We start from the raw sequence: 17,027 nt of genomic DNA on the forward strand, positions 1-17,027 counted from the left end.
ACTGGCGAGACTTGGAAGGTAAGCAGAATTTTGATATAATGGACTCATGTTTTATAGTCATAATGAAGATGAGTTGATGGCTTATGGTTATCGACTCGGTCGAAAATTACAAGTAGGAGATGTTCTGGTTTTAACTGGAAATCTTGGTGCCGGTAAGACGACATTAACCAAAGGAATCGCAAAGGGACTTGATATCGATCAGATGATTAAGAGCCCAACCTATACAATTGTTCGGGAATACGAGGGGCGTTTACCACTCTATCATTTAGATGTTTACCGTATTGGAAATGACCCAGACTCTATTGATTTGGATGATTTCTTGTATGGTGATGGTGTTGCTGTTATCGAATGGGGTGAACTTTTAGAAGAAGATTTGCTTGGCGATTACTTAGAAATCATTATCACTCCTTCAGGAGATGGTCGTGACATTGAGTTACAATCTAATGGCCCACGAAGTAAGGAGCTTTCGGAGGCTATAGAACGTGGCTGAACAAGAGGTAATCGTTGAAGAAGCCCAACTCTCTGATGCCAAAGCCTTGGTTGACTTGCTTAGTCAGGTTAGTCAAGAGACAGATTTTGTGGTTGCAGAAACGATTTTGTCACAAGAAGATATGGAGATTTTCTTGGAGCGACATCTTGAGTCTGTTAATGAAATTTGCTTGGTCGTAAGAGTTGGTAAAGAGTTGGCTGGTGTTTTAAATGTATCCAGCACTAGCTCACCACAAACTAATCATATCGGCGATATTTTCATTGCTGTGCAAGAAAAATACTGGGGATATGGTCTCGGTTCGCTTCTTATGGAAGTTGCTCTTGATTGGGCTTGCCACACGCCAGTGATTCGTCGTTTGGAGTTGACGGTTCAGGATAGAAATAGCAGAGCTGTTCACCTTTATGAAAAGTTCGGTTTTAAGATTGAAGCTACTAAAGAACGTGGCGCAAAAACTAAAGATGGAGAATTTCTTGACGTCTACTTGATGAGTAGGTTGATAGACTAAAAGTAAACAAATGAAACTCGGAAAAAAAATTCTGCTTATGATAGCAGCAATCGTTGTGACAACAGTTGTTGCATTAGGTGTTTATATTACAAGTGCTTACAATTTCTCGACAAGTGAGCTCTCAAAAACGTTTAAGGATTACAAGACGTCTGGTTCAAGTAGCAACGCTATTAAACAGACAAAACCTTTCTCAATTCTCTTGATGGGGGTTGATACAGGGGATTCTGAACGTCATTCAACTTGGGAAGGTAACAGTGACTCAATGATTTTGGTAACTGTTAACCCTAAGACGAAGACAACAACAATGACAAGTCTTGAACGTGATATTCTTATTGAATTAACAGGACCTGAAGACAATAATATGAATGGTGCTCAAGCTAAATTGAATGCTGCTTATGCTTCAGGCGGAGCTCAAATGGCTATTATGACCATTCAAGATTTGCTAGATATTAAAATTGATTACTACATGCAAATCAACATGCAAGGTTTGGTCGACTTAGTTGATGCCGTAGGTGGTATCACAGTCACAAATAATTTTGATTTCCCAATCTCAATTGAAGAAACAGAGCCTGAGTATACGTCATCAATCGAACCTGGAACTCACAAAATTAATGGTGACCAAGCTTTGGTATACGCACGTATGCGTCACCAAGATCCAAAAGGTGACTACGGTCGTCAACAACGTCAACGTGAAGTTATTCAAAAAGTGCTTAAGAAAATTTTAGCTCTTGATAGCGTGTCATCTTACAAGAAAATTCTATCTGCTGTAAGTAAGAACATGCAAACAAATGTTGAAATTTCATCACGTACCATTCCAAGTCTTCTTGGTTATGCGGATTCTCTAAAAAATATTGAAACGTATCAGTTAGAGGGTGAAGGACAAACGATTAATGAAATTTCTTACGAAATCGTAAGTTCTGATCATTTGCTTGAGGTGCAAAACCGTATTAAGAAACAACTTGGTTTAGAAGAAAGCACAGAATTAAAAACGACAGCAGTTCTTTCTGAGAATCTTTACGGTACTTCATCTTATTATAGTAGTGATTACAGTAGCGATTATAGCAGTTATGATAGTGGCTATAGCACAGGTTATGACACTGGTTATAGTGATTATAGCAACAGTGGCTACAGTGATTACTCAACCGATACTTATTCACAAGATGCAAGTGCTTATGCATATTAACATAAAAAAGTCGACTATTTGGTCGGCTTTACATTTTAGATTTGAGAGGCGTACAAAAAGTACTGGAATTTTCCAGTACTTTTTGTTATTGTTCTAATTCTTGGTATTTTGAAAGTGTCATTTTGATTTGTTCAAGTCGGCTTTTGCTTTCTTGTTCAAATAAGCGACGTTTGTAGTCCAATTCTTGGCTAATGCTTTCAAGTTTTGGTAATTGTTGGTTGATATTATCAATCGCTTGGTTGATTTTGGTAATATCTGCAGCAATTTTGTCACTGATATCGTTAGCATCATCGATATCGTCTTTAATCTCTTCGCGTTTTTGGTAAGTTTGGTAAGCTGTAAATCCAGCGCATCCAGCTAGGCCTAAGGCGATAAAAGAGCTTAATTTCATGCTTCTACCTCTTTAGCAATTTGCTCTGCTAATTTTCCAAGAGCTTCAAAATCTGGTTCATGTTCTGTGAAGTTAAGTGAGAATTCGTCGTCGTTAGCATAACGTGGAATGAGATGAACATGAGCGTGGAAAACGGTTTGTCCAGCGACTTCTTCGTTATTGTTGATAATGTTCATGCCAACAGCTCCAGTCGCTTTTTGAACAGCACGCGCAACTTTTGGTAAGTGCGCAAAGAGTTCTTGTGATGTTTCTTCAGACATAGCAAGGACGTTACGAACGTGTTCTTTTGGAATGAGAAGAGTGTGTCCTTTAGTGGTTTGTGAAATGTCTAAGAAAGCTAAGACTTTATCGTCTTCATAAACTTTTGATGACGGAATGTCACCTGCGATAATTTTACAAAAGATGCAATTTTCCATTTGAATCACCTATAATCCTTTGATTTTGTTATAATTATTATATCAAAAAAATGTGGGTAGATTATGTTAAAAATTGAAAATGTCACAGGTGGATACATTAATATCCCTGTTTTAAAAAATATTTCTTTTGAAGTTGGTGACGGTGAGTTGGTCGGCTTGATTGGGCTAAATGGTGCTGGGAAATCAACGACGATTAATGAGGTTATCGGACTTTTGACACCTTATCAAGGAAAGATTACGCTTGACGGCTTGACTTTGGCTGATAACCAAGCAGAGTATCGCAAAAAGATTGGCTTTATTCCTGAAATGCCAAGCTTGTATGAAGAGCTAACTTTACGTGAGCATTTAGAAACGGTTGCTATGGCTTATGATCTTGATTTTGATCAAGCAATGGCGCGTGCGAAAGAATTATTAAAACTTTTTCGTTTGTCTGATAAGCTTGAGTGGTTCCCGATTAATTTTTCAAAAGGGATGAAACAAAAGGTTATGATTGTCTGCGCCTTTATGATTGATCCTCATTTGTTTATCGTTGATGAGCCATTTTTGGGACTAGATCCTTTGGCGATTTCTGATTTGACGGATTTGCTAGCGCAGGAAAAATCAAAAGGCAAAGCTATTTTGATGTCAACACACGTGCTAGATGCTGCTGAAAAAATGTGTGATCGATTTGTGATTTTGCATCATGGTCAAGTGCGTGCAATGGGAAATCTAGCTGAATTGCGTCAAGCTTTTGGAAAAGAAGATGCTAGTTTGAACGATATTTACATGGCTTTAACTAAAGAGGGATAGAAATGAAAGAAGTTTTTCGAAAACGACGCAGCCTCTTTTTAGGGCAATGTCTGAAATACTTGCGTTATGTCTTAAATGATCATTTTGTCTTGGTCTTGCTTTTCTTATCAGGTTTTTTGATGGTCCAATACGGTGAGTTATTAAAGCATTTTCCAAAGCAACATTGGTGGATTGATGTCATTTTGGTCATTGTGACGCTTGCTCTTCTTAGTCTTGGTAAAATTGCAACTTATATTGAGGCACCAGATAAGCTATTTTATTTGCCAAAGGAAGAAGAAGTGGTGGCTTGGATTCACCAAGCAAGAGTCCGTTCTTTTGGTGTTTGGGCAGTGCTACAAACAGCTGTTTTCTTGTTGCTAGCACCTATTTTCTTTAAATTAGGTTTCTCAGTTCCTGTTTTTGTGGTCTGTTTACTTGCTTTACTTGCTATTAAGTGGGTGATTATGGCGAGAAAGGAACAAGTCTTTTTTAGAGCTGGGCATTTTTCTTGGGAAGCTGCCATTACTTATGAAACCAAGCGCCGTCAATCTATTTTGAAATTCTTTGCCCTCTTTACAACGGTTAAAGGAATTTCGGCAAGTGTCAAACGTCGTGTTTACTTAGATAAGATACTCGGTTTGGTTAAGAAACGTCACGATAAAACGTGGTCGAACCTTTATCTCAGGGCCTTTCTTCGTAGTTCTGATTATCTGGCTTTGACTTTGCGTCTGGTTTTGTTAGGTGTTCTTGTTTTATTATTTATTCCAAATCATCTGGTAGCAGCTGGCCTTGCTTTGACTTTTAATTATCTTTTACTGTTTCAGTTGTTAGGACTTGCTCAACATTTTGAGTATCAATATTTAACACGCTTATACCCCATTTCAGAAACGCAGAAAATGGCGAATTTAAAGGTTTTTCTACGAACTTTGTCCTATATGATTTGCTTGCTTGATGTGTTATTATGCTTTTCTTTGAAGGCTGCAGGGCTTCTGATTTTAATTACTGTAATTGTTACAGAATGGTATCTTCCTTACAAAATTGCGAAGATGATTGACTAGGAACTGTAAAACAAGTAAAATAAAAAGTGACGAATCGTATTATATAAGAAAGAAAAGGAGGGCAGACAGGTGACAATAGTATCAGATCAGGAATTGACAATGACACCACTTCGAGGAAAAAGTGGGAAAGCCTTTATTGGTCAATATCCGAATGGTGAAAAAATCTTTATCAAGTTTAACACGACACCAATTTTACCAGCTCTTGCTAAAGAGCAGATTGCGCCACAATTGTTGTGGGTGCGTCGCACTGGTAATGGCGATACAATGAGTGCACAGGAATGGCTTGATGGAAGAATTTTGACTAAAGAGGATATGGGTAGTAAACAGATTGTCCATATTCTTTTGCGTTTACACAAGTCACGACCATTGGTTAACCAATTGTTGCAGTTAAACTATAAGATTGAAAATCCATATGATTTGTTGGTTGACTGGGAAAAAAATGCACCGTTGCAAATTCGTGAAAATACATATTTGCAAGGTATTGTAAAAGAACTAAAACGTAGCTTACCAGAATTTCGTTCTGAAGTTGCGACCATTGTACATGGAGATATCAAGCACAGTAACTGGGTCATTACAACAAGTGGTATGATTTATCTTGTTGACTGGGATTCTGTTCGTTTGACAGATCGAATGTACGACGTAGCCTTTCTTTTGAGTCACTACATTCCTTACACACGTTGGGGTGAGTGGTTGAATTATTATGGCTATAAAGACAATGAAAAAGTTCGCAGTAAAGTTGCTTGGTACGGACAATTTTCATATCTATCACAGATTTTGAAATGTTTTGACAAACGTGATATGGAACACGTCAATCAAGAAATATACGGCTTACGAAAATTTAGGGAGTTAGTTAGTAAAAAGAAATAATGCGAGTTAGAAAACGTAAGGGTGCTGAGGAGCACTTAGAAAATAACCCACACTATGTTATCTTAAATCCAGAAGAAGCAAAAGGACATTGGCGTGAAGTCTTTGGTAATGATAAACCAATCCACATCGAAGTTGGTTCAGGAAAAGGAGCATTCATTACAGGAATGGCTTTGCAAAATCCAGATATTAACTATATCGGAATTGACATTCAAGTATCTGTGCTTAGCTACGCTTTGGATAAAGTTTTAGATAGTCAAGCACCAAATGTTCGGTTGTTGCTAGTTGATGGTTCTGATTTGACAAATTATTTTGCGGATGGCGAAATTGATTTGATGTATTTGAATTTCTCAGATCCATGGCCTAAGAAGCGTCACGAAAAACGTCGTTTGACTTATAAAACATTCTTAGATACTTACCGTCAAATCTTACCTGAAGACGGTGAAATCCACTTTAAAACTGATAACCGTGGCTTGTTCGAATACAGTTTGGCAAGTTTCTCACAATATGGCATGATTTTAAAACAAGTTTGGTTAGACTTACATGCTAGTGATTTTGAAGGAAATGTCATGACTGAATATGAAGAGAAATTTTCTAAAAAAGGTCAAGTCATTTATCGTGTGGAAGCACAGTTTCAGTAAACAGCTAATGTTAGCAAAAAGAAGTTAGTCTGCTAATCTTCTGTTGGAGAGGTACTTAGTGGAGAAGCGTAAATGAATTTTAGGTTTCGAGGGTTCAAGTCCCTTCCTCTCCTTACACAATTGAATAGAAAAAGAGACGTCCTTTGATTTTTTAAACAAATCTGAATATTTGGGGCGTTTTTTTGCTTCTTTAATGGTTTTAGTGATTAAATAAGAAAAAGGGGATAAGATTATGAAAAGGAAAACTTACTAGAGTTAATGGCGGTATGTTGTTAGAAAACGTTATTTAGGTGATATTAGCAAGTGATTTAGAGCTTGCTTAGAATAGTGAGGCTGTATGCTTTTAGGTAGAATCAAAGAATTATTATATAAGTATTAAGGCTGGTTGACCTATCTTGGGGCTTTGGTAGCATTTAATTTGATGTTGAAGCTGGCTTATGATGAGATTGTTATTAATCATAAGAATCCTGTGGAACTACTCATTTCAATTATTATATTAGGTGTGAGTTTATTGGCATCTTATCTCAATCGAAGACGTCACATGTTATCCTACTTTATCCTTAAGAGTTCTGAGTATATCAATATGTATGCTCTTGATTTGAATTATCGTTTTATGGCTATCAATCGAAATGATATTCGTCTCATGCAAGAAATCTTTAAATTCACTCCAAAGATTGGTGATTGTCCGCTACGGCATTTAGATGCTGAAAGATCAGCAGAGCTAAAAGCTAATGACGATAGAGCACTGAAAGGTGAGAATTTTACGTCCTTAGATACTATCGAATATGATGGTAAGACACTTTATTGGCAAAATATGTTTTCGCCGATTTATAATCGTCGCAAGAAAATTATTGGAGCTTTTTCAATCGTTGTTGATGTGACGGAGCAACGAAAACAAGAACTCGAAATGCAGAGATTGGCATATGAGGATGTCTTAACTCAAGTTCATAATCGTCGCTACATTGAGCTTGCTTTTGACGAATGTGTTCTTAACAAGACTGAAGAAATTACGGTTATCATGTCTGATTTGAATAAATTTAAAGAGGCTAATGACATTTATGGTCATACTCGTGGGGACCAGATTTTAATTGAATATGGTGAGTTATTAACTAAGGTTATGCCAGAAGATGCTGTGGTGGCACGGCTAGGTGGCGATGAATTTGCTGTTTTACTTCCGGGGGTTACGAAACAACAGGCAGATTTTTTGATCAATCTTGTTAAGATTGAGATGATGGTAAAAGATATGCCGGTAACGGCTTCGCTCGATTCTTATACAGATTCTTATCAGGCCCATAAGACATTTGTTGATTTTTGTGCTTGTGCTAATGAGAGAATGTATCGTGATAAAAATCAGAAGGGATAAAGCTTATGATCTATCAAGATGTTGTTATTGTTATTCCTGCCTTTGAACCTGATCAACGCATGCTAGAATTGTTAAGAGATATTCGCTTACGAGAAGATAAACCTAAGGAAACGACTCTTCATGGACCTTATATCTATATGCTATCCCTTATGCGGTTCTTTGGCTGATAGCTATGTATGGTTTGGTAACCTTTAACTATGGTAAATTTGGTTCGGAACTTTTCTATGGTAGTATCATTAGTTTCTGACTCTTTTATCACATTGTTAATTTGACATTTGCTATTTTCTGTGCGATTGGTCGTCCTCATTATAGAGGCAGTGAACGTTTCCCTGTTGATGAACCGATGACTATCGAGGTTGATAATGATTCTTACCAAGTGAGGGTCTGTGATATTTCAGAAACAGGTATTTCCTTTAGTTCTAACTTGCCACTTTATTTGCCAAAAACGAAGGAAATAACGCTTCACTTGCAATCACGCGATTATCGTGCGAGATCTAAAGGACATGTGGTTCGTGTTGTGGTTGGTGAAAAATGCTGGCGCTACGGTGTGCAATTTACGGAAGTTAATCCAGCTGATATCCGTGAATTTTATCAATACATTTACGACCGTATCAATCACAATTTACCAACACATAAGGATTCTTGGATGACAACTTGGGATGATTTGCTTAAAAACTTTAACCGACGTTTCCAAAGTAATGAACGTCCAGTTTCAGCATACGACCAAATTGCCTTACCAAAAGTGCGTCTAAATGAGGATGTTGAATACAACGGCACAAGACGTCAACTTAGAAAGACGAATTATTATTATATGACTTTTTCTGGGCAACTAGAAAACCCACGAAGAAAGCCAATTGTCGACTTTATCTATCATGACATGTTCTTTAAGCTTGCCTTTGTCTCTTACGATATTGATAGAGATTAGTCACTGTACCAAGTGGTGAATCTTCCAACTCTGGAAAAATTACCTGCTTTTAAAGCTTTAGCAAATGAATGGAGGGAAAAAGTATGATAACGATTTTGGGATTACTTTTATTCTTTGCTATCACCATGGGGTATGACGCCTTTTTCCGCAATGGGTTGAAGATGAATCGCCGTTTGACTTGGGTCTTTACTTTTTCATTTATTACCTTGGTCTTGCATCTTAGTAGTTTAGTTGGTGAGATGCTTGAGACGGTTTATGTCTTATCTGCTATAGGCTGTCTATTAAGTCTTTACTATTTGTGGTCGGTTTGGAAGAAAAAGGTTAAGATTCGTAGGTTGGATTACATCTCTATTGGCATGATTTTTTACCTGCTTTTATTTGGGATGTTAACGTTGATGCCAGGGAAAACTTTGTCCAAGCAGATAAGGAATTTCTTGAATTGATGAAGTCTTACAGTAACAACGCAACAAGTTATTACCTTTGGAATGAAAATATTGAAGCAAGGGATGATTTCACCTTTACGGATAAAGATTTTATTGCCATGCTAAAAACTTATGATGAAGTTGTTATTTTGGATGACCACTACACCTTCAATGCTTTGACGAAGAAACTTTTTGGATGTACCTATGCTCCAGGAGTTTACAAGATATCTGATATTCTTGCGGGAAAAGGATGATATTTCCTATTATATCAAGCTTTTGACTTGTCAAAGACCTTGAATTATGTTACTATAATATAAAATAAGTAGAAGGAGGCGGAGTTTGTGACTTCGCCTCTTGTGGTGCTTAAATCTCATTTTAGCCCAAAAGGCTAGTGATTACACGAGGTTAAGAGAAAAGTTCTACGATGAGACGCTACAAATCCACTTTTTAGAAGTGAATGAGCGTAGTGAACTTTCTATTTTTGATTTTGAAAGATAAAGGAGGCGATTCTTATCGCAAACGCAAATACAATCATTGATGTCGTTACAGAAGTGGTTGCACCAGCTATTAAAGAGCCGTTTGAATTGGTTGATGTTGAGTATGGAAAAATGGGCAGCGACTATGTCCTTAGTATCTTGATTGACAAACCAGGAGGGATCACCGTAAATGATACAGCTGATTTGACTGAAATCATTAGTCCTCTACTTGATGCCATCAAACCAGACCCATTCCCAGAACAATACATGTTGGAAGTGTCTAGCCCTGGTTTGGAGCGTCCATTGAAGACTAAAGAAGCTCTTGAAAAAGCTTTAGGTTCTTATGTCAATGTTAGTCTTTACAAAGCTATTGATAAAGTTAAGGTATTCCAAGGAGACCTTGTAGCTTTTGATGGTGAAACATTGACTATTGATTATTTGGACAAAACACGCAAGAAAACCGTTGAAATTCCATATTCAACAGTTGCAAAAGCGCGTTTAGCAGTGAAATTGTAGTCAAACTACTATAACAAACTACAATCTGATTTTACTTAGATATAAACGAAAGGATTACGTCCTGCTTAGCCATGCAGGGCAATGAAAAAAATGAGCAAAGAAATGCTAGAAGCCTTCCGTATTTTGGAAGAAGAAAAACACATTAACAAAGACGATATCATCGACGCTGTCAAAGAATCTTTGAAATCAGCTTATAAACGTCGTTATGGTCAATCTGAATCATGTGTTATTGAATTCGACGACAAAAAAGGTGACTTTAAAGTCTACACAGTTCGTGAAGTTGTTGAAGAAGTTTTTGATAGCCGTCTAGAAATCAGCTTGTCAGATGCATTGAAAATTAGCTCAGCTTACGAACTAGGTGACAAAATTCGCTTTGAAGAATCTGTTGCTGAATTTGGTCGTGTGGCTGCTCAATCAGCTAAACAAACAATCATGGAAAAAATGCGTCGTCAAATTCGTGAAGTGACTTACAACGAGTACAAACAACACGAAGGCGAAATCATGACTGGTACTGTTGAACGTTTCGACCAACGTTTCATCTATGTTAACCTTGGTTCTCTTGAAGCACAATTGTCACACCAAGACCAAATTCCTGGTGAAACATGGAAATCACACGACCGTATCGAAGTTTACGTTTACAAAGTTGAAAATAATCCAAAAGGTGTTAACGTCTTTGTAAGTCGTAGCCACCCTCAATTTATCAAACGTATCATGGAACAAGAAATTCCTGAAGTATTTGACGGAACTGTTGAAATCATGAGCGTTTCACGTGAGGCTGGAGATCGTACAAAAGTTGCTGTTCGTAGCCACAATCCAAATGTTGATGCTATCGGTACAATCGTTGGTCGTGGTGGAAGCAACATTAAGAAAGTTATCAGCAAATTCCATCCAAAACGTTATGATGCTAAAGCTGGCGTAGAAGTTCCTGTTGAAGAAAACATTGACGTTATCCAATGGGTTGAAGATCCAGCTGAATTCATCTACAACGCTATTGCACCAGCTGAAGTTGATATGGTTCTTTTTGACGAAGAAGATAGCAAACGTGCAACTGTTGTTGTTCCTGACAACAAATTATCACTTGCTATCGGTCGTCGTGGACAAAACGTCCGTTTGGCCGCACACTTGACTGGCTACCGTATCGACATTAAATCTGCTTCAGAATACGAAGCTCTTGAAGCTGAACGTGAAGCTAAAGCAGCTGAAGCACAAGAAGCACCAGCTGAGGAAGTTGTTGAATCTGCTGATACAGAAGTTTTAGCAAACGACGCAGAATAAGAAAGATGGAGGTGTTTCATGGCTAAAACACGTAAAATACCTTTAAGAAAATCAGTTGTTTCAGGTGAAGTGATTGATAAACGTGATTTACTTCGCATTGTTAAAAATAAGGAAGGTGAGATTTTTATCGATCCAACTGGTAAGCAAAACGGACGTGGCGCTTACATCAAACTTGATAATGCAGAAGCTCTTCAAGCCAAAGAAAAACGCGTCTTTAACCGTAGCTTTTCAATGGAAGTTCCTGAATCATTTTATGATGAATTGATTGCTTACGTAGATCACAAAGTCAAAAGAAGAGAGTTAGGTCTTGAATAACCACCAAAGATTGTCAAATTTAATTGGACTAGCACAGCGTGCAGGAAAAGTCATTTCTGGAGAAGAATTGGTCATTAAGGCCATCCAATCTGGCAAAGCAAAACTTGTTTTTCTGGCAAATGATGCTGGTGATAATTTGACAAAGAAAACAACTGATAAAAGTCATTATTACAAAGTAGAAGTCTCCACAGTGTTTAACACACTGGAATTAAGTGCTGCGCTTGGTAAACCACGTAAAGTGGTTGCCATAGCAGACGCTGGATTTTCAAAGAAAATGAGGACTCTTATGAACTAACAGAATAGGAGGACATCAATTGTCAAAGAAAAGATTATATGAAATCGCTAAAGAACTGGGCAAGTCAAGCAAAGAGGTTGTTGAGTATGCTCAAGAATTAGGACTTGATGTGAAGAGCCATTCTTCTAGCGTTGACGAATCTGATGCCAAACGAATTGCGGCGAAATTCTCAGGAAATGCCAAACCAGCTGCGGCAAAAGTCAAAGTTGAAAAAGCAGCCGAGAAACCAGTTGCAGAAGCTCCTAAAGCAGCTCCTGCTAAACCTCAGAGCCGTAATTTTAAGGCAGAACGTGAAGCGCGTGCTAAAGCCGAAGCTGAAAAACGAGCTAAAGGCGGCGATAAAAAGCGCAATAACAATCAAGGACGCGACAATCGTTCTAATCGTGACAGACAAGAGAATGCTCAAAATAATCGCAAACAACGCGATCGCAATTCTCAAAATCATAATCGAAGAGATCAACAGCGTGATAATCGCCAAAGAGATCAACGAAACGATCGCAATCAAGCAGCAAAACCACGTATCGATTTCAAGGCACGTGCAGCTGCATTGAAAGCAGAACAAAATGCTGAGTATTCTCGCCAAAGCGAAAATCGCATTCACGAAAAAGAAGCCACTAAGCGTAAAGCAAAAGCAGCAAAAACTGCAGCGCCTGCTCCTAAACATGTGGTAGCAGAACAAGCAGCACCTGCTGTAGATAAACATCGTAAGAAACAAGCTCATCCTGAAAAATCACGTGATTATGAACGTGATAATGAAGATGGACCACGCAAGAATAGAAAAAACTGGAATAATCATAACCAAGTGAGAAATCAAAAAAATAGTAACTGGAATAATAACAAGAAAAACAAAAAAGGTAAACATAACAATCGTAACAACGCTCCAAAACCTGTAACAGAGCGTAAGTTCCACGAATTACCTAAAGAATTTGAATACACTGAAGGCATGACTGTTGCTGAAATCGCAAAACGTATCAAACGCGAACCAGCGGAGATCGTTAAGAAACTCTTCTTGATGGGTGTTATGGCCACTCAAAACCAATCCCTCGACAGCGATACAATTGAATTGTTGATGGTTGATTATGGTATTGAAGCACACAAAAAAGTCGAAGTTGACGAAGCTGATATCGAACGCTTCTTTGCTGACGAAGGCTACCTCAACCCAGACGAAATGGTTGAACGTGCTCCTGTCGTAACTATCATGGGACACGTTGACCATGGTAAAACAACCCTTCTTGATACCCTTCGTAATTCACGTGTCGCTACAGGCGAAGCTGGTGGTATCACTCAACACATCGGTGCTTACCAAATCGTTGAAAATGGTAAGAAAATCACCTTCCTTGATACACCAGGTCACGCGGCCTTTACATCAATGCGTGCGCGTGGTGCCTCAATCACAGATATCACTATCTTGATTGTTGCCGCTGATGACGGTGTTATGCCTCAAACAGTCGAAGCCATTAACCACTCTAAAGCTGCTGGTGTTCCAATCATCGTTGCCATCAACAAGATTGATAAACCAGGTGCTAACCCAGAACGTGTTATCGGTGAATTGGCAGAACACGGAATCATCTCAACTGCTTGGGGTGGTGACTGTGAATTCGTTGAAATTTCAGCCAAATTTGGTAAAAACATTGATGAATTGCTAGAAACAGTTCTTCTTGTTGCTGAAATGGAAGAATTGAAAGCTGACCCAACAGTTCGCGCTATCGGTACTGTTATCGAAGCTCGTCTTGATAAAGGTAAAGGACCTGTGGCAACCCTTCTTGTCCAACAAGGTACTCTTCATGTTCAAGACCCAATCGTTGTTGGTAACACATTCGGTCGTGTTCGTGCCATGGTTAATGACCTTGGACGCCGTGTTAAAGTGGCAGAACCATCAACACCAGTATCAATCACTGGTTTGAATGATGTGCCTATGGCAGGTGACCACTTCGCGGTTTACGAAGATGAAAAAGCTGCGCGTGCAGCCGGTGAAGAACGTGCTAAACGTGCTTTGATGAAACAACGTCAAGTCACTCAACGTGTTAGCCTTGAAAACCTCTTTGATACCCTTAAAGCAGGTGAAGTTAAGACTGTTAACGTCATCATCAAAGCCGACGTACAAGGTTCTGTTGAAGCCCTAGCAGCCTCACTTCTTAAAATTGATGTTGAAGGCGTGAAAGTTTCAGTTGTCCACTCAGCTGTTGGTGCTATTAACGAATCAGACGTTACCCTTGCTGAAGCCTCAAAAGCCTTCATTATTGGATTTAACGTACGTCCTACACCACAAGCACGTCAACAAGCAGAAACTGATGAAGTGGAAATTCGTCTTCATTCAATTATCTACAAAGTTATCGAAGAAGTTGAAGATGCCATGAAAGGTATGCTTGACCCTGAATACAAAGAAAAAATCATCGGTGAAGCTATCATCCGCGAAACCTTCAAAGTTTCTAAAGTTGGTACAATCGGTGGATTCATGGTTACAAGTGGTAAAATCACTCGTGATGCTAACGCACGTGTTATCCGTGACGGTGTCGTTATCTTCGACGGTAGACTTGCCAGCCTTAAACACTTCAAAGATGACGTTAAAGAAATCGGAAATGGCCAAGAAGGTGGTTTGAGGATTGAAAACTACAACGATATTAAAGTTGATGACGTTATCGAAGCTTATGTTATGGAAGAAATTAAACGTTAATTCCCATTGAGACTGAAGTTTCTAATGGGAATACGGCAAGCACTATTGTGCTTCGCCTAAACGTTACACTAGTCTAAAACTTTCAGTATAATCGACTGAAAGTTTTAGACGTCGAAACGCTCCATTTTCTAAGAAACTAAAATCTCTAATGAGAATATGGCAATCCCTATGTAGCTGTTCTTAAACGTTACAGTTATAAATGAATAGAAGCTAGGCTTGCTTAGCCTAGCTTTTTCAAAAAGATTAGAAAGGAAATGATTATGGCTAATCATCGTGTTGATCGTGTTGGCATGGAAATCAAACGCGAAGTCAATGAAATTTTACACAAAAAAGTTCGTGACCCACGTGTTCAAGATGTGACAATTACTGATGTTCAAATGCTTGGAGACCTTTCAATGGCTAAAGTGTATTACACAATACACTCTGAACTTGCATCAGATAACCAAAAAGCCCAAATTGGTCTTGAAAAAGCTAAAGGTACAATCAAACGCGAACTCGGTCGCAACTTGACAATGTACAAAATTCCAGATTTGACATTCATCAAAGATGAATCAATCGAATACGGAAATAAAATCGATCAAATGCTTCGTGATTTGGAAGCTAAAAAATAAATTTTAGTTAACTAGAATTTTATATGAGAAAGGTCTGCCACTTGGCAGGCCTTTTTTAGTGTGATATAATGAAAGTGTTTTAGCGAGGAATATCGAGAAGATGAAAATTACGGTTTATTTGGGGTCAAGTTTTGGGAATGACCCGATTTATAAGGAAAATATCATTGAATTAGGTCATTGGTTAGCCAAACAGAAGCATCAATTAATCTATGGTGGCAGTAAAGATGGTCTAATGGGCGTTTTGGCAGATACGGTTTTAGCTGATGGCGGAGAGGTTTATGGCATTATTCCGCTTGATTTTAAAAAGCGTGAAAAAGCTCATTTGCATTTAACAGATCTAACTTTGGTGGCTGATATGGATGAGCGTAAGCGACTCTTAATGGATAATGGGGAGCTTTTTTTGGCTTTTCCAGGTGGTCCCGGAACCCTTGAGGAAATTGTCCAAGCTTTTTCTTGGGCACGCATTGGGCTGCATCATAAGCCTTGCCTTTTTCTTAATTTGAATGGTTATTATAATCCTCTTAAAGAACTTTTTGACCAAATGGTAACCACAGGATTTTTGAGACAAGAAGACCGTGATAAGGCTATTTTTGTAGATGATTTAAAGGCTCTGCAAAAATTTGTAAAAGCTTATCAAAGTGAGGAAAATGATAGATCTCAAAGCTTTATTTGCAAGTGATAAAGAGTTAATGGCGATTTTAACCATAATAGCTGAGCTTGAGCTGCCAGATGCTTGGTTAGCTGCGGGGACACTTCGTAATTACCTTTGGAATGCCTTATCAGGAAAGCCGGGTTTGTCGGATGCAAGTGACATTGATGTTGTTTTTTTTGACCCTGAGACAACTTATAAGAAGACTCAAGTTATTCAAGAACAGCTTCAAGCGGCTTACCCTAGTTATCAATGGGAAGTCAAAAATCAGCTCTTTATGCATGGTCACAGTCCGCACACAGCCCCTTATCAAAATGCTAGAGATGCTATCAGTAAATATCCAGAACGCTGTACAGCTATAGCAGCACGTTTAAAAGATGGGGATTTAGAATTATTTTTGCCTTACGGTGATGATGATATTGTTAATTTTGTCGTCCAACCCACTCCACATTTTTTAGCTGATAAAGATCGTATGGTAGTTTATCATGATCGCTTGAAAAAGAAAGATTGGCAAAAGAAATGGCCGCGCTTGCAAATTCTAGCGTAAAGAACTAGAATGAAGGTGTAAAGTCTCTTCTAAATTACTCAGAACACGAGCTTATTTGTGTTTAAAGTCCGAAATGTTAGGTTTCGGGCTATTTTTTGCAGTTATAGTTGACAAATTTAGACGATAGAAATATAATAAATTTACAAATGTAAACCAAAAAAGATATTTAGAAAGGAATGCTATGTCAATTTCAAAATCAGAATGGGAGATCATGCGCGTGATTTGGACCAAAGATGCGGCAACGAGTGGTCAGATTCTTGAGATTCTAGGTGAAAAAAATAGCTGGACAGCCTCAACGGTTAAGACTTTTTTGAAACGTCTAGTTGATAAAGGTTATTTGACAAGAAAGAGGTCTGGTAAAGCTTTTATCTACTCAAGTCTCTTGTCTGAGCAAGAAGCCATGAACCAGCAAGCTGATGATTTATTTAATAAATTTTGTCAGCGCAAGCACAAGACTATTCTTGAACATTTGCTAAAAGAAACGCCAATGAGACTTTCTGACATTGCTGATTTACAAGCTCTGCTATCATCCAAAGAAAAAGAAGCTTTGGATGAAGTACCGTGTAATTGTATTCCTGGACAATGTCGTTGTAAAGAACATCTTGGTCTTTAACGGTTGATTTGTGAGATTTCTGATAGGAAG

Annotated in this window: 23 protein-coding genes and 1 tRNA gene; 22 read left to right on the forward strand and 2 right to left on the reverse strand. The window is 38.3% G+C overall.

What is annotated here, in order from left to right; translation table 11 throughout:
- Positions 1 to 46 precede the first annotated feature (46 nt).
- From tsaE to lytR, 3 genes are read left to right on the forward strand one after another with little or no spacing between them, the layout of a single operon-like run.
- Positions 47 to 490 carry a tRNA (adenosine(37)-N6)-threonylcarbamoyltransferase complex ATPase subunit type 1 TsaE gene (gene tsaE, locus STRINF_RS00780; protein ID WP_006531100.1) on the forward strand — a complete coding sequence of 148 codons (444 nt, stop codon included), beginning with the start codon at positions 47 to 49 and terminating at the stop codon, positions 488 to 490.
- Positions 483 to 995 carry a GNAT family N-acetyltransferase gene (locus STRINF_RS00785; protein WP_006531101.1) on the forward strand — a complete coding sequence of 171 codons (513 nt, stop codon included), beginning with the start codon at positions 483 to 485 and terminating at the stop codon, positions 993 to 995. Before tsaE ends, STRINF_RS00785 begins: the two co-directional genes overlap by 8 nt.
- A 10-nt stretch (positions 996 to 1,005) precedes the next feature.
- Positions 1,006 to 2,178, forward strand: coding sequence for a glycopolymer--peptidoglycan transferase LytR (gene lytR, locus STRINF_RS00790; RefSeq protein ID WP_006531102.1), 1,173 nt, complete (start codon positions 1,006 to 1,008; stop codon positions 2,176 to 2,178).
- Positions 2,179 to 2,263: 85 nt separating this feature from the next.
- Here the strand turns inward: lytR and STRINF_RS00795 are convergent, their stop codons facing one another.
- Positions 2,264 to 2,569, reverse strand: coding sequence for a hypothetical protein (locus STRINF_RS00795; protein WP_006531103.1), 306 nt, complete (start codon positions 2,567 to 2,569; stop codon positions 2,264 to 2,266).
- The gene (locus STRINF_RS00800; RefSeq protein ID WP_006531104.1) at positions 2,566 to 2,985 is read right to left on the reverse strand and encodes an HIT family protein; all 420 of its coding nucleotides are present in this window, start codon (positions 2,983 to 2,985) and stop codon (positions 2,566 to 2,568) included. Before STRINF_RS00800 ends, STRINF_RS00795 begins: the two co-directional genes overlap by 4 nt.
- Before the next feature lie 63 nt (positions 2,986 to 3,048).
- Between STRINF_RS00800 and STRINF_RS00805 the strand changes: the two genes are divergently transcribed.
- From STRINF_RS00805 to STRINF_RS00885, 19 genes are all read left to right on the forward strand, one after another.
- Positions 3,049 to 3,774, forward strand: a complete 726-nt coding sequence (locus STRINF_RS00805; RefSeq protein WP_006531105.1) for an ABC transporter ATP-binding protein — start codon at positions 3,049 to 3,051, stop codon at positions 3,772 to 3,774.
- 2 nt (positions 3,775 to 3,776) lie between these two features.
- Positions 3,777 to 4,811 carry an ABC transporter permease gene (locus STRINF_RS00810; protein ID WP_014334331.1) on the forward strand — a complete coding sequence of 345 codons (1,035 nt, stop codon included), beginning with the start codon at positions 3,777 to 3,779 and terminating at the stop codon, positions 4,809 to 4,811.
- Between the two features lie 69 nt (positions 4,812 to 4,880).
- Positions 4,881 to 5,678, forward strand: a complete 798-nt coding sequence (gene ccrZ, locus STRINF_RS00815; RefSeq protein ID WP_014334332.1) for a cell cycle regulator CcrZ — start codon at positions 4,881 to 4,883, stop codon at positions 5,676 to 5,678.
- Positions 5,678 to 6,316: a tRNA (guanosine(46)-N7)-methyltransferase TrmB gene (gene trmB, locus STRINF_RS00820; RefSeq protein ID WP_006531108.1), complete on the forward strand. Its 639-nt coding sequence runs from the start codon at positions 5,678 to 5,680 to the stop codon at positions 6,314 to 6,316. The genes ccrZ and trmB overlap by 1 nt, the downstream gene beginning before the upstream one ends.
- Before the next feature lie 45 nt (positions 6,317 to 6,361).
- Positions 6,362 to 6,429: transfer RNA gene (locus tag STRINF_RS10095), tRNA-OTHER, on the forward strand.
- A gap of 290 nt (positions 6,430 to 6,719) precedes the next feature.
- Positions 6,720 to 7,679 (forward strand): sensor domain-containing diguanylate cyclase, encoded by a 960-nt coding sequence (locus STRINF_RS00825; protein WP_231158954.1) that lies wholly within the window; start codon positions 6,720 to 6,722, stop codon positions 7,677 to 7,679.
- Positions 7,680 to 7,684: 5 nt separating this feature from the next.
- Complete coding sequence (locus tag STRINF_RS10405; protein WP_006531110.1) at positions 7,685 to 7,846, forward strand: hypothetical protein; 162 nt, start codon at positions 7,685 to 7,687, stop codon at positions 7,844 to 7,846.
- A gap of 101 nt (positions 7,847 to 7,947) precedes the next feature.
- Positions 7,948 to 8,604 carry a PilZ domain-containing protein gene (locus STRINF_RS00830; RefSeq protein WP_006531111.1) on the forward strand — a complete coding sequence of 219 codons (657 nt, stop codon included), beginning with the start codon at positions 7,948 to 7,950 and terminating at the stop codon, positions 8,602 to 8,604.
- A gap of 83 nt (positions 8,605 to 8,687) precedes the next feature.
- The gene (locus STRINF_RS00835; RefSeq protein ID WP_043878259.1) at positions 8,688 to 9,047 is read left to right on the forward strand and encodes a hypothetical protein; all 360 of its coding nucleotides are present in this window, start codon (positions 8,688 to 8,690) and stop codon (positions 9,045 to 9,047) included.
- Positions 9,047 to 9,280 (forward strand): hypothetical protein, encoded by a 234-nt coding sequence (locus STRINF_RS00840; protein ID WP_006531113.1) that lies wholly within the window; start codon positions 9,047 to 9,049, stop codon positions 9,278 to 9,280. The genes STRINF_RS00835 and STRINF_RS00840 overlap by 1 nt, the downstream gene beginning before the upstream one ends.
- Before the next feature lie 252 nt (positions 9,281 to 9,532).
- Positions 9,533 to 10,018 (forward strand): ribosome maturation factor RimP, encoded by a 486-nt coding sequence (rimP, locus tag STRINF_RS00845; protein WP_174221232.1) that lies wholly within the window; start codon positions 9,533 to 9,535, stop codon positions 10,016 to 10,018.
- Between the two features lie 90 nt (positions 10,019 to 10,108).
- The gene (gene nusA, locus STRINF_RS00850; RefSeq protein WP_043878260.1) at positions 10,109 to 11,293 is read left to right on the forward strand and encodes a transcription termination factor NusA; all 1,185 of its coding nucleotides are present in this window, start codon (positions 10,109 to 10,111) and stop codon (positions 11,291 to 11,293) included.
- An 18-nt stretch (positions 11,294 to 11,311) separates the two neighbouring features.
- Positions 11,312 to 11,608 (forward strand): RNase P modulator RnpM, encoded by a 297-nt coding sequence (gene rnpM / locus STRINF_RS00855; RefSeq protein WP_006531117.1) that lies wholly within the window; start codon positions 11,312 to 11,314, stop codon positions 11,606 to 11,608.
- Positions 11,601 to 11,903, forward strand: a complete 303-nt coding sequence (locus tag STRINF_RS00860; RefSeq protein WP_006531118.1) for a YlxQ-related RNA-binding protein — start codon at positions 11,601 to 11,603, stop codon at positions 11,901 to 11,903. Before rnpM ends, STRINF_RS00860 begins: the two co-directional genes overlap by 8 nt.
- Before the next feature lie 19 nt (positions 11,904 to 11,922).
- On the forward strand, positions 11,923 to 14,577 hold the full coding sequence (gene infB, locus STRINF_RS00865) for a translation initiation factor IF-2 (protein ID WP_006531119.1): 2,655 nt from the start codon (positions 11,923 to 11,925) through the stop codon (positions 14,575 to 14,577).
- Between the two features lie 260 nt (positions 14,578 to 14,837).
- On the forward strand, positions 14,838 to 15,188 hold the full coding sequence (gene rbfA / locus STRINF_RS00870; protein WP_003067449.1) for a 30S ribosome-binding factor RbfA: 351 nt from the start codon (positions 14,838 to 14,840) through the stop codon (positions 15,186 to 15,188).
- Between the two features lie 100 nt (positions 15,189 to 15,288).
- Positions 15,289 to 15,867, forward strand: a complete 579-nt coding sequence (locus STRINF_RS00875; protein WP_006531121.1) for an LOG family protein — start codon at positions 15,289 to 15,291, stop codon at positions 15,865 to 15,867.
- On the forward strand, positions 15,836 to 16,384 hold the full coding sequence (locus STRINF_RS00880) for a nucleotidyltransferase family protein (RefSeq protein ID WP_006531122.1): 549 nt from the start codon (positions 15,836 to 15,838) through the stop codon (positions 16,382 to 16,384). Before STRINF_RS00875 ends, STRINF_RS00880 begins: the two co-directional genes overlap by 32 nt.
- A gap of 181 nt (positions 16,385 to 16,565) precedes the next feature.
- Entirely contained in the window at positions 16,566 to 16,997 is a 432-nt protein-coding gene (locus tag STRINF_RS00885) for a CopY/TcrY family copper transport repressor (protein WP_006531123.1), read from the forward strand.
- The last annotated feature ends 30 nt before the right edge of the window (positions 16,998 to 17,027 follow it).

The organism is Streptococcus infantarius subsp. infantarius ATCC BAA-102 (assembly GCF_000154985.1).
GTDB classification, from domain to species: Bacteria; Bacillota; Bacilli; order Lactobacillales; family Streptococcaceae; genus Streptococcus; species Streptococcus infantarius.

Coding starts and splice junctions, on each gene's coding strand:
- tsaE (WP_006531100.1), top strand. CDS start 47: ATGTTTTATAGTCATAATGAAGATGAGTTGATGGCTTATGGTTATCGA.
- lytR (WP_006531102.1), top strand. CDS start 1,006: ATGAAACTCGGAAAAAAAATTCTGCTTATGATAGCAGCAATCGTTGTG.
- STRINF_RS00795 (WP_006531103.1), bottom strand. CDS start 2,569: ATGAAATTAAGCTCTTTTATCGCCTTAGGCCTAGCTGGATGCGCTGGA.
- STRINF_RS00800 (WP_006531104.1), bottom strand. CDS start 2,985: ATGGAAAATTGCATCTTTTGTAAAATTATCGCAGGTGACATTCCGTCA.
- STRINF_RS00805 (WP_006531105.1), top strand. CDS start 3,049: ATGTTAAAAATTGAAAATGTCACAGGTGGATACATTAATATCCCTGTT.
- STRINF_RS00810 (WP_014334331.1), top strand. CDS start 3,777: ATGAAAGAAGTTTTTCGAAAACGACGCAGCCTCTTTTTAGGGCAATGT.
- trmB (WP_006531108.1), top strand. CDS start 5,678: ATGCGAGTTAGAAAACGTAAGGGTGCTGAGGAGCACTTAGAAAATAAC.
- STRINF_RS10405 (WP_006531110.1), top strand. CDS start 7,685: ATGATCTATCAAGATGTTGTTATTGTTATTCCTGCCTTTGAACCTGAT.
- STRINF_RS00835 (WP_043878259.1), top strand. CDS start 8,688: ATGATAACGATTTTGGGATTACTTTTATTCTTTGCTATCACCATGGGG.
- STRINF_RS00840 (WP_006531113.1), top strand. CDS start 9,047: ATGAAGTCTTACAGTAACAACGCAACAAGTTATTACCTTTGGAATGAA.
- nusA (WP_043878260.1), top strand. CDS start 10,109: ATGAGCAAAGAAATGCTAGAAGCCTTCCGTATTTTGGAAGAAGAAAAA.
- rnpM (WP_006531117.1), top strand. CDS start 11,312: ATGGCTAAAACACGTAAAATACCTTTAAGAAAATCAGTTGTTTCAGGT.
- rbfA (WP_003067449.1), top strand. CDS start 14,838: ATGGCTAATCATCGTGTTGATCGTGTTGGCATGGAAATCAAACGCGAA.
- STRINF_RS00875 (WP_006531121.1), top strand. CDS start 15,289: ATGAAAATTACGGTTTATTTGGGGTCAAGTTTTGGGAATGACCCGATT.
- STRINF_RS00880 (WP_006531122.1), top strand. CDS start 15,836: ATGATAGATCTCAAAGCTTTATTTGCAAGTGATAAAGAGTTAATGGCG.
- STRINF_RS00885 (WP_006531123.1), top strand. CDS start 16,566: ATGTCAATTTCAAAATCAGAATGGGAGATCATGCGCGTGATTTGGACC.